The organism is Rhodococcus qingshengii JCM 15477 (assembly GCF_023221595.1).
In the GTDB taxonomy this organism is placed as follows: domain Bacteria; phylum Actinomycetota; class Actinomycetes; order Mycobacteriales; family Mycobacteriaceae; genus Rhodococcus_F; species Rhodococcus_F qingshengii.
Map to the genome: position 1 here is coordinate 4,176,277 of NZ_CP096563.1, position 11,340 is coordinate 4,187,616.

The following is an 11,340-nucleotide window of genomic DNA, read 5'->3' on the forward strand; positions in this document are numbered from 1 at the left end:
CGGGCGTCGGCGGAACAGCTAGGACTCGGTGGCCGGGACCTTGCTGTCTGCGCGCTTGCCGTAGCGAGCCTCGAAGCGAGCGACGCGTCCACCGGTGTCGAGAATCTTCTGCTTGCCCGTGTAGAACGGGTGGCACTGCGAGCAAACCTCGACGTTGATGCGTCCGGACTCCTTGGTGCTGTGGGTCTCGAACGTGTTACCGCAACCGCAGACGACGGTGGTCGCTACGTAGGTTGGGTGGATTCCTGCCTTCATGGTGTCCCTTTCAATGGTCGCCGGGTCGACGTCGCCAATCGACATCGTGAACCGGAACCGGACTCGGCCGTTCAGTATGCCAGATGCGGTACCTCACCGGATAATCCGCGTCTCGCACGCCTCGGGGTGGCTGTACGAAGTTTTCAACGCACTGTCGCTCGGTTTTGTTCCGCCCACGCAAAAGGCCCACAACCAGCTGGTTGTGGGCCTTTTGACGTCGAGTCGATCAGTCGTCGATCGCACCCGGTGCGGTCTTGGAGACCTGCATCAGGAACTCGAGGTTGTTCTTGCTCTTCTTCAGTCGATCGATCAGCAGATCGATGGCCTGATGCGAGTCCAGACCGGACAGGACGCGGCGGAGCTTGTGCAGCACCGCAGCTTCGTCCGGGCTCAGGAGCAACTCGTCCTTACGCGTGCTGGACGGGTTGACGTCCACGGCCGGGAACACGCGGCGTTCGGCGATCTTGCGATCGAGCTTGAGCTCGGCGTTGCCGGTGCCCTTGAACTCTTCGAAGATCACGGTGTCGCCGGTGGATCCGGTCTCGACCATTGCGGTAGCGATGATGGTGAGCGATCCACCGTTCTCGATGTTGCGGGCAGCACCGAGGAAACGCTTCGGCGGGTAGAGCGCCGTCGAGTCGACACCACCGGAGAGGATGCGTCCCGACGCCGGCGAGGAGTTGTTGTACGCACGACCCAGACGCGTGATGGAGTCGAGCAGTACGACGACGTCCTTACCCATCTCGACCAGGCGCTTCGCACGCTCGATTGCCAGCTCGGCAACTGCGGTGTGATCTCCCGGCGGGCGGTCGAAGGTGGAGGAAATGACCTCACCTTTCACGCTGCGCTGCATGTCGGTCACTTCCTCGGGACGCTCGTCCACGAGGATGACCATCAGGTAGCACTCAGGATTGTTGGTGGCGACGGCATTCGCGATCGCCTGCAACACGCTGGTCTTACCGGCCTTGGGCGGGCTCACGATGAGGGCGCGCTGGCCCTTACCGATGGGCATCACCAGGTCGATGACACGCGTCGTGAGAATGTGCTGCTCGGTCTCGAGGCGCAGACGCTGGTTCGGGTACAGCGGCGTGAGCTTGTTGAACTCGGGGCGCTTCTTCGCGGCCTCGACGTCGCCGCCGTTGACCGTGTCGATACGGACCAGCGGGTTGAACTTCTGACGCTGGCTGCCCTGCTCACCGTCACGCGAGACGCGGACGGCACCGGTGATGGCGTCGCCACGGCGAAGGCCGTTCTTGCGGATCAGGTTCATGGAGACGTAGACGTCGTTGGGACCGGCGAGGTACCCGGACGTACGCACGAAGGCGTAATTGTCGAGGACGTCGAGGATGCCGGCGACCGGCTGAAGGACGTCGTCCTCACGAATCTCGGTCTCGCGTGAATCGTTGGGTGCGCCACCCTCACCGCGATCGCGACCACGGCCACGGCGCTCGCGGAAACGGCGTCCGCGGCGTCCGCGTCCACCCTCTTCGTCGTCATCCGGTCCGTTGTTGCGGTTGTCCGTACGCGGACCGGCGTTGTTCTGGCCGGCGTTGTTCTGATTGCCGCGATCCTGACGGTCCTGGCGATCCTGGCGATCCTGGTTACCCCGGTTGCCCTGGTTCTCGCGCTGGCCCTGGTTGTCCCGCTGGCCCTGATTGTCCCGGTTTCGCTCGCGGCGGGGACGCTCGTTGCCCTGCTCGGCGGGAGCCTGATCAGCGTCGGACTTGCCCTCGGTGCGCGCAGGACGCTCGGCCGGAGCCTCGGCCTTGGCGGTCTCGGCGACCTTCGAAGTATCGGCGGCCTTCGCGGTGTCCGTGTCGGACTTCGCCGAAGGAGCTTCCTGCTCGATGCTCAGTTCACCCTGGTCGGGTGAACCTGCACGACGAGCGGCGCCACGACGCTGACGTCCGCGACGGGGTGCGCTCTGATCGGAATCCTCGGCGGATTCCGTACGCGCAGGCGCGGCCTCGGCAGGAGCCGACTCGGCTGCCGGAGCTGTTTCGGCTGCGGGGGTTTCGGTGCGTGCGGCGCGAGTGCTCTTGGCACGAGTGCGCGCAACGGGTGCGTCGTCGAGAGTGAGTTCACTCTGTGCGGGTGCAGCCTTCGCGCTGCCGCCCTGGCGCTCCTTGATGGCTGCGATCAGGTCACCCTTGCGCATGCCGGAAGTGCCTTTGATGCCCAGTTCACCCGCAAGAGTGCGGAGTTCGGTGAGCACCATGCCGGAGAGTCCGGCACCACGGCGCGTTTCGGCACGCTTCGTGGAGGTCGCCACCGCACCGTTCGATGCTGAAGATGACGCCTGAGAATTGTCGCCTGATTCCGACCCGGCGGGTGCAGAAGTGGCGATGAGGTCCGTATCGGTCACGGAGGTCCTTTCCTTCCCTCACTCGCACTGCGCAAAGTCGAGGGTTCGTCCCGCAGTTCGATTGAATACCGAACTCGGTGGTGCCGTACGTGGTTGCTGTCCAGAACTGCCGGCTTGTCCGCCGTCACATGATTGTCGGAAACTCTCGCCTCAAACTTTTCATGCGCTCGCAAACCTGCCCAACGCGCCTTCGTCGACGATTCACTCCCCCGTGTGTTGAACCCCAGAGTGATGGAACCTCTGAGTGTTCGATCCGCGGAGGATTCAAACCTTCGGAGAAGGTACAAGCGTGAGGATCATGCCTGCGAGAATCATGCCAAGGACTGTGGACCCCGATTGGGAAGGAGTTTTGCCCCCTGGTGATGCACCGGCGACTGACGCGCACGATGTACGGACATAGCCCAGGATAGCGCCCAAACCTGAGTCCGGCAAGAATTTGGATGACTGGGTGTGTCAGTTCACTACCGATCGGTAGTGGGCGATCACCAGGACCAAGGCAGGGATCAGACCGTCGTCGTGGATACTTCGACGCCGTCGGCGATGTCCAATTCGAGCACACGTAGTCCGTCTGCCCGCGCCGCTTCCGCGAGTTCGACGGGGAAAGGTTCTGTGCTGAGCGCCAACACGGTGGGGCCGGCTCCCGAAACGGTCGCAGCAATACCCGCCTCGCGCAGGATCCCGATCCATCGCGTCGTGAGCGGAAGCGCGGGTGCGCGCTGTGCCTGATGCAGGCGATCCTCGGTGGCCGCCATCAACAGATCGGGCCGAGCAGTGAGCGCAACGACGGCGAGCGCGCTGCGGCTCGCGTTGAACGAGGCATCCTGGTGCGGAACCAATTCGGGCAGGAGCCCGCGAGTGTGCGCGGTGGACGACCGCTCCTCGGGAACCAGTGCCACAGCACGGATGTCGGGATGGACGTCGAGTTTCGCCGCGGAGTAGATCGGCTCGTCGCCTTCGACGGCCGGTGGGCAACTCCACGAGACGACTGCGCCACCGAGAACACTGGCAGACGCGTTGTCCGGGTGACCTTCGAACTCGGACGAGAGTTGAACCAACTGCTCTTCCGTCAAGCCGATCTCGGCATCGAGAGCGCGCGCCAGACCGTTGGCTGCTGCCAATCCACCGACAGCCGCGGAAGCCGAGGATCCCAACCCGCGCGAATGTGGAATCGCGTTGCGGCACAACACGTCCAGGCCACTGGCCCACACTCCGGCCGCCTCGAGACCACGCTCGATGGCGCGGACCACGAGATGCGAAGGACCCCAGGGCACGTCGGCAGCGCCTTCACCTTCGACGCGGATCTGAAGGCCTGAATCCGTTGTGGTGACCACGATTTCGTCGTACAACCCCAAGGCCAGACCGAGGGTGTCGAACCCCGGCCCCAAGTTTGCACTCGAGGCCGGGACGCGAGCAGTCACCGAAAGGCCGATAGGCAGGGTTATAGTCATGTCAGACACCGGATTCCGCGGAGTGGTCGATGAATCCACGGACACTATGCAAGCTCGAGGGCAGCCGCGACGGCAACGGGATCGACACCGATCGGCTCGACGTTCGGCATACCCTTCAAAGCCGTGTCAGGATCCTTGAGACCGTTACCGGTCACCGTGCACACGACGGTCAGGCCCGGCTCGAGCCAGCCCTCTGCACGTGCGGCGAGCAGGCCGGCGACGCTGGCTGCCGACGCCGGTTCGACGAAGACGCCCTCGGTGGCGGCGATCAGACGGTAAGCCTCGAGGATCTTCTCGTCGGTGGCGGCACGGAATGCACCGTTCGACTCTTCCTTCGCGGCGACAGCGCCGTTCCAGGAAGCGGGAGAACCGATTCGGATTGCGGTGGCGATGGTTTCGGGATCCTTGACGGGTGCACCGTTGACCAGCGGAGCCGCTCCGGCTGCCTGGACGCCGAGCATGCGGGGCTTGACCGTGGTCAGACCGTCCGCGTAGTACTCGGAGTATCCGCGCCAGTACGCGGTGATGTTACCGGCGTTTCCGACCGGGAGTGCGTGCACGTCGGGAGCCTTGCCGAGGACGTCCATGATCTCGAATGCCGCGGTCTTCTGGCCTTCGATCCGCACCGGGTTGACCGAGTTGACGAGACCGATGGTGGGGAATTCGGCCGTGGTCTTGCGTGCCAGCTCGAGGCAGTCGTCGAAGTTGCCCTGGACCTGAATGATCTTGGCGCCGTGCATGACTGCCTGCGCAAGCTTGCCCATGGCGATCTTGCCCTGCGGGATGAGCACGGCGCAGGTCATGCCGGCCTTGGCTGCATACGCAGCGGCCGAGGCGGAGGTGTTGCCGGTGGACGCGCACAGCACTGCGCGCTGGCCACGGGCCAAGGCGTCGGTGACGGCCATCGTCATGCCGCGGTCCTTGAAGGAACCGGTGGGGTTGAGGCCCTCGACCTTGAGGTAGACGTCGCAGCCGGTGATCTCGGAGAGGTGGCCGGCCGGCAGGAGCGGGGTGCCGCCTTCGCGCAGGGTGACGGTCTTCCAGTTGTCACCGATCGCGAGACGGTCCCGGTATGCCTCGATGAGACCCGGCCATGCCTTGTGGACGGGGTTGACGATGCCGGTCATTGTTCAGTGCCTTCCAGTCGCAGCACGCTGGTCACAGCGGTGACGAATTCGAGTTCGTTGAGGGCCGCCACGGTCTCGGAGAGAGCCGCGTCGGTTGCTACATGAGTGACGACCACCAGACGCGCGCCGGCGCCGGCGCCCTCCTGGCGGACGACGGAGATGCTCACGCCGTGCTTGGCGAACTCGGCGGCGACTGCGGACAGCACACCTTCCTTGTCCGCGACCTCCATGTTCACGTAGTAGCGCGTGAGGATGTCGCCCATCGGGGCGACCTTGAGCTTGGCGTACTTGGACTCGCGGGGACCGCGGCCGCCGTGAACCTTGTTGCGCGCAGCCATCACCAGGTCACCCATCACCGCGGAAGCGGTGGGGGCGCCGCCTGCGCCCTGGCCGTAGAACATGAGCCGGCCGGCGTTCTCTGCTTCCACGACAACGGCGTTGAACGCGCCGTTGACCGAGGCCAGCGGATGGCTGAGCGGAACCAGCGCCGGGTACACGCGAGCGGAAATCCGCTCCTTGCCCTTGGGCGTGACGATGCGCTCGCAGATCGAGAGCAACTTGATCGTGCAGTCGAGTGCCTTCGCCGACGCCAGGTCGGCGGAGGTGATCGTGGAGATTCCTTCGCGGTACACGTCCGCGGCAGTGACGCGGGTGTGGAATGCGATCGACGCGAGGATCGCTGCCTTCGCTGCGGCGTCGTAGCCTTCGACGTCCGCGGTCGGGTCGGCTTCCGCGTATCCGAGGCGTCCGGCTTCGGCGAGGGTCTCCTCGTAGTCGGCGCCGGTCTCGTCCATCGCGGAGAGGATGAAGTTGGTGGTGCCGTTCACGATTCCGGCGACCTTGTTGACACGGTCTCCGGCCAACGACTGTGTGAGCGGGCGGATCACGGGGATCGCGCCGGCAACAGCGGCCTCGAAGTACAGGTCGACAGAGTTGGCCTCTGCAGCCTCCGCCAATTCACCGGTGTGGTCCGCGAGCAGCGCCTTGTTGGCGGTCACGACCGACTTGCCGGAGTTGAGGGAAGAGAGAATCAGCTTGCGAGGGAGCTCGATTCCGCCGATCACCTCGACCACGATGTCGACGTCGTCACGACCGACCAGGGACTCGGCGTCCGTCGTCTGCAGTTCCTCGGGAATTCCGCGGTCCGAGCCGATACGGCGGACGGCAACCCCCCGCAGTTCCAACGGGGCGCCGACGCGAGCTTCGAGTTCCTCGGCCTGCTCACGAATGATCCGGACGACCTCGCTCCCGACGTTGCCGAGGCCGAGAACGGCCACACCGATAGCGCGATGCGCCGATTCGCTCGTCACTGCGATACCTCCAAGCTGAGCAGATCTTCCACTGTTTCCCTCCGCAGAATCACGCGTGAGACTCCGTCACGCACCGCCACCACGGCTGGGCGGGTGAGCAGGTTGTACCTGCTCGACATCGAATAGCAGTATGCACCGGTCGCTGCTACCGCTAGTAAATCACCGGGCCCGACGTCCTCGGGCATCCAGGTGTCCCGAATGACCACGTCACCGGACTCGCAGTGCTTACCGACGATACGTGCAACGACGGGATCAGCCTCGGAAGTTCGCGAAACCAACTTGGCTTCGTACTCCGCACCGTAGAGGGATGTGCGGATGTTGTCGCTCATCCCGCCGTCGACGCTGATGTAGCGGCGTGTCAGCGAGCTACCCACCGTGACGTCCTTGATGGTGCCGACCTCGTAGAGCGTCACCGTGCCAGGTCCGGCGATGGCGCGGCCGGGTTCGACGGCAAGCGTCGGCTCCGGCAATCCGGCCAGTGCGGACTCGTTGCGCACGATGTGGCCGAGCTTTGCTGCCAGTTCGTCGACGGGCGGCGGGTCGTCGGACGGAATGTACGAGATCCCCATTCCGCCGCCGAGGTCGATGATCGAAATCTGCTTGGTCTTCTCGACGCCGAACTCGGTGACGACGTCGCGGAGCAAACCGATCACGCGGTGCGCTGCCACCTCGAAACCGTCGACGTCGAAGATCTGCGAACCGATGTGGCTGTGCAGGCCGACCAGGCGCAAGTTGTCGGCAGCGAAGACGCGACGGACCGCGTCGATCGCCGCTCCCCCGGCCAGCGAGAAACCGAACTTCTGGTCCTCGTGTGCGGTGGAGATGAATTCATGGGTATGTGCTTCGACGCCGACGGTCAGTCGGATCAACACGTCCTGAACGACACCGGCCTCACCGGCGACACGATCGAGTCGGTCGATCTCGATCGCCGAGTCGAGCACGACGTGTCCGACGCCCGCGGCGACACCAGCGGCCAGTTCGGCGGCTGACTTGTTGTTGCCGTGCATGGCAATTCGCTCGGCCGGGAAGTCCGCGTGCAACGCGATCGCCAGTTCGCCGCCGGAGCAGACGTCGAGCGAGAGGCCTTCGTCGGCGACCCAGCGTGCGATCTCGCCACAGAGGAATGCCTTGGATGCGTAGTGCACCTTGGCATCCGGGCCGAAGGCGCGGGCCATGTCACGGCAGCGCGAGCGGAAGTCGTCCTCGTCGATGACGAACAGCGGGGTGCCGTACTTCTCGGCAAGTTCACCGACCTTGACACCCGCGAGGGTCACTTCACCGTCGTCGCCACGAGAAGCGTTGCGCGGCCACACCTGCGGTGAGAGTTCGCCGAAGGCTTCGGGGCTGGTCGGACGGTCGGGCAAGCCGGGGGCCTGCAACTGCTCGGCGTGCTTGGGGCCGGCGGGGTGCGCGTTCACATTTGCTCCGGTGCGGTGACGCCGAGCAGTTCGAGACCGTTGGCCAGGACCTGTCGGGTGGCGGCGCAGAGAGCCAGACGCGCGCGGTGCACGTCGGTGGCGTCTTCGTCGCCTTGCGGAAGGATGCGGCACGCGCCGTAGAAGCGGTGGTACGCACCCGCGAGTTCTTCGAGGTAGCGGGCAATACGGTGCGGCTCACGCAGATTCGCCGCGCTCGACACGACGCGTGGGTACTCGCCGATCGTGCGGATGAGGTCACCCTCCTGCTCGACGGTGAGCAGGGCGAGGTTGCTCGCGTCGGCGGACAGACCGAGGTCTGCGGCGTTGCGAGCGATCGCCGAGAGGCGTGCGTGCGCGTACTGCACGTAGTAGACGGGGTTCTCGCTGCTGGTCTTGGTCCACAGGTCGAGGTCGATGTCGATGCTCGAGTCGACCGACGAGCGGATCATGACGTAACGCGAGGCGTCGACGCCGATTGCCTCGACCAGGTCGTCGAGGGTGATGACGGTGCCTGCACGCTTGCTCATCTTGACGGCAGTGCCGTCCTTGACGAGGTTGACCATCTGGCCGATCAGCACCTCGACGGTGTCCGGATCGTCGCCGAATGCGGCAGCGGCAGCCTTGAGACGGCCGATGTAACCGTGATGGTCGGCGCCGAGCATGTAGATACAGAGGTCGAACCCACGGGCGCGCTTGTTCTGGAAGTAGGCGATGTCACCGGCGATGTAGGCGGCGTTGCCATCGCTCTTGATGACGACGCGGTCCTTGTCGTCGCCGTAGTCGGTGCTCTTGAGCCACCACGCACCGTCTTCGTGGAAGAGGTTGCCCGAACCCTTGAGGGATTCGACGGCCTTCTCGACCGCACCGGATTCGAAGAGCGAGTTCTCGTGGAAGTAGACGTCGAAGTCGACGCCGAAGTCGTGCAGGGTCTGCTTGATGTGCGTGAACATCAATTCGACGCCGATGGCGCGGAAGGTTTCCTGCTGCTCGTCGGCAGGCAGATCCATGACGTCGGGACGCTGCTTCAGAACCGAGGCGGCGATGTCGGCGATGTACGCGCCGGCGTAACCGTCTTCGGGAGCAGGTTCACCCTTCGCTGCAGCGATCAGCGAACGCGAGAAGCGGTCGATCTGGGCACCGTGATCGTTGAAGTAGTACTCACGTGTTACCAAACCACCCTGCGCGGACAGAATGCGTCCGAGCGCGTCTCCGACTGCGGCCCAACGGGTTCCACCGAGGTGAATCGGTCCGGTGGGGTTGGCGGAGACGAATTCGAGGTTGATCTTCTTGCCGGCGAGGGAGTCACCCGAGCCGTACGACGCACCGGCTTCGAGAACCGACACGACGATCGCGCCCTGGGCGTCCTTGTCCAACCGAATGTTGAGGAAGCCGGGCCCGGCGATCTCGGCGGATTCGATTCCGTCGGCAGCGGTGAGGGCTTCGGCGATCCAGCCCGCCAGCTCGCGGGGATTCGTGCCGACCTTCTTGGCTACCTGCATGGCAATGTTGGTGGCGTAATCGCCGTGCTCGGGGTTGCGTGGTCGCTCGACGGTGAGGGTTTCGGGTAGCACGGATACGTCGAGGCCACGATCGGCAAGGACGCTCGCTGCGGTTCCGCGGAGCAGTTCGGCAAGGTCAGCTGGAGTCACAGGTATTCATCCTATTGCCTGCACACCGGAAGTGGAGACTCGCCTCACGCCTCGCTCTCCGTGAACGTGCGCGGGGCCGCTGTGGCGTGTCGCACGCCACTCTCAAAGTTTGCCCTCAGACTCGGAAAGTACAGTGGTAATGCCCGAGCTACCACCGCGTACCTTCATGCGCGGGCGCGCCACACCTCAAGCCCACACACCGAAAGAGCCCAATCGATGCCAAGCGGTTCCGATAGTCGCGGTCCCAACAAGAACTCCGGGGCCAAATCAGCCAAGGCCATCAAGGCCGCCAACAAGAACAGTCGGCCGGCCAAGAAGGGCAAGGGCGGCGTCCCCGCTCCCCGCCAGATCCCCTGGCTGTCGATCGGCGCCGGTGTGGCTGTGCTCGCACTCATCGCCGTGCTCGGTATCAATCTGTGGCCCAAGGTCGAGGAGCGGCAGGCCCTCGAGCCGTACAAGTACAGCTCCGAGAACAAGGATCCGTCCGACAAGATCGACGGCGTCCTCAAGATCGAGTACCCGGCCGGCCAGCACGTCGATTCCACTCAGCGCGTGGCGTACGACCAGACCCCGCCGTTCGGTGGCCCGCACGACGCCACCTGGGCTAACTGCACCGGAACCGTGTACGCCGACCCGATTCGCACCGAGAACGCCGTCCACTCGCTCGAGCACGGCGCCATCTGGATCACGTACAACCCCGATCTCGTCGACCAGGACCAGATCGACAGTCTCGCCGGACGCGTGAACGGCAAGTCCTACATGCTGATGTCGCCGTACCCGGGTCAGAGCAGCCCCATTTCTCTGCAGTCGTGGGGCCATCGCCTCGAGATCGACAAGGCCGACGACGATCGCATCGATCAGTTCATCACTGCGCTGAACCAGAACCCGAACGTCTACCCCGAGGTCGGCGCGAGCTGCACCAACCCGCTGTTCACTCCGTCGACGTCGCCGTTCGATCCGACACCTCCGGGCGCCGACGCCATCCAGATGGACGGCACGGGCGCTACCCCGGCCACCGACGAACAGATTCCCGCCGGTGGATAGTTCGACGAACACCGATCAGTCTTCGAAGCCGAGTCAGCGCACCGCACTGCTGATCATCGGTCTGATCGGCGCGATCGCCGTCGGTTTTGCGCTCGGCGCACTGACCAACCTCCTCGGACCCGATGCGAAGTCGTCACTGACCGTTCCGGCTTCGGATTCGGTGGACGTGGGCTTCGCGCAGGACATGAGCGTGCATCACAGCCAGGCCGTCGACATGGCGTCCATCGCCCTGACGAAGTCCACGGACAACGACGTACGCACGCTGGCGTTCGACATCTTGACCACGCAGCAGAACCAGCTCGGTCAGATGCAGGCGTGGCTGACCATGTGGGATCAGCCGCTGTCCAAGGTGGGCCCGTACATGGAGTGGATGTCGTCGGATTCGGGCTCCGGCCATGGATCGCACGGGACTTCGGCCACGATGGACATGAGTCATTCCGGGCCGGTCGACACCATGCCCGGCATGGCGTCCCCCGAGGACCTTGCGGCTCTCCGCGCAGCGGAAGGTCTGCAACTCGACACCTTGTTCCTGCAGCTGATGCTTCGTCACCACGAAGGTGGGCTTCCGATGATGGAGTACGCAGCAGCCGACGCCACCGAGGGGCCGGTGCGCAGCCTGGCGCAGACGATGGTCAACACGCAGCAGAGCGAGTCCAAGCTGATGACCGACATGTTGGCAGCTCGCGGCGCAGTGCCACTGCCCATGAACTGAGCAGAACTGAAC

Annotated in this window: 9 protein-coding genes; 2 read left to right on the forward strand and 7 right to left on the reverse strand. The window is 64.6% G+C overall.

Annotated features, from left to right (window positions below):
* Positions 1 to 18: 18 nt before the first annotated feature.
* From rpmE to argS, 7 genes are all read right to left on the reverse strand, one after another.
* Positions 19 to 255 (reverse strand): 50S ribosomal protein L31, encoded by a 237-nt coding sequence (gene rpmE, locus M0639_RS18970; protein WP_003941310.1) that lies wholly within the window; start codon positions 253 to 255, stop codon positions 19 to 21.
* A gap of 226 nt (positions 256 to 481) precedes the next feature.
* Entirely contained in the window at positions 482 to 2,620 is a 2,139-nt protein-coding gene (gene rho, locus M0639_RS18975) for a transcription termination factor Rho (RefSeq protein ID WP_064075250.1), read from the reverse strand.
* A 503-nt stretch (positions 2,621 to 3,123) separates the two neighbouring features.
* Entirely contained in the window at positions 3,124 to 4,068 is a 945-nt protein-coding gene (thrB, locus tag M0639_RS18980) for a homoserine kinase (RefSeq protein ID WP_007726194.1), read from the reverse strand.
* A 44-nt stretch (positions 4,069 to 4,112) separates the two neighbouring features.
* The gene (gene thrC, locus M0639_RS18985) at positions 4,113 to 5,195 is read right to left on the reverse strand and encodes a threonine synthase (RefSeq protein ID WP_003941280.1); all 1,083 of its coding nucleotides are present in this window, start codon (positions 5,193 to 5,195) and stop codon (positions 4,113 to 4,115) included.
* A complete protein-coding gene (locus tag M0639_RS18990; protein ID WP_007726192.1) occupies positions 5,192 to 6,505 on the reverse strand; it encodes a homoserine dehydrogenase in 1,314 nt (437 codons plus the stop codon). The genes thrC and M0639_RS18990 overlap by 4 nt, the downstream gene beginning before the upstream one ends.
* Complete coding sequence (gene lysA / locus M0639_RS18995; protein WP_064075251.1) at positions 6,502 to 7,923, reverse strand: diaminopimelate decarboxylase; 1,422 nt, start codon at positions 7,921 to 7,923, stop codon at positions 6,502 to 6,504. The genes M0639_RS18990 and lysA overlap by 4 nt, the downstream gene beginning before the upstream one ends.
* Entirely contained in the window at positions 7,920 to 9,572 is a 1,653-nt protein-coding gene (gene argS, locus M0639_RS19000; RefSeq protein ID WP_003941360.1) for an arginine--tRNA ligase, read from the reverse strand. The genes lysA and argS overlap by 4 nt, the downstream gene beginning before the upstream one ends.
* A gap of 216 nt (positions 9,573 to 9,788) precedes the next feature.
* Between argS and M0639_RS19005 the strand changes: the two genes are divergently transcribed.
* Together M0639_RS19005 and M0639_RS19010 are read left to right on the forward strand one after the other, a co-directional pair.
* Positions 9,789 to 10,616, forward strand: a complete 828-nt coding sequence (locus tag M0639_RS19005) for a thioredoxin-like domain-containing protein (protein WP_003941378.1) — start codon at positions 9,789 to 9,791, stop codon at positions 10,614 to 10,616.
* Positions 10,609 to 11,328, forward strand: coding sequence for a DUF305 domain-containing protein (locus M0639_RS19010; RefSeq protein ID WP_030537330.1), 720 nt, complete (start codon positions 10,609 to 10,611; stop codon positions 11,326 to 11,328). Before M0639_RS19005 ends, M0639_RS19010 begins: the two co-directional genes overlap by 8 nt.
* Positions 11,329 to 11,340: the final 12 nt, after the last annotated feature.

Bases quoted from the DNA above. Each gene is read 5' to 3' on its own strand.
- rpmE (WP_003941310.1), bottom strand. From the start codon at position 255: ATGAAGGCAGGAATCCACCCAACCTACGTAGCGACCACCGTCGTCTGC.
- thrB (WP_007726194.1), bottom strand. From the start codon at position 4,068: ATGACTATAACCCTGCCTATCGGCCTTTCGGTGACTGCTCGCGTCCCG.
- thrC (WP_003941280.1), bottom strand. From the start codon at position 5,195: ATGACCGGCATCGTCAACCCCGTCCACAAGGCATGGCCGGGTCTCATC.
- M0639_RS19005 (WP_003941378.1), top strand. From the start codon at position 9,789: ATGCCAAGCGGTTCCGATAGTCGCGGTCCCAACAAGAACTCCGGGGCC.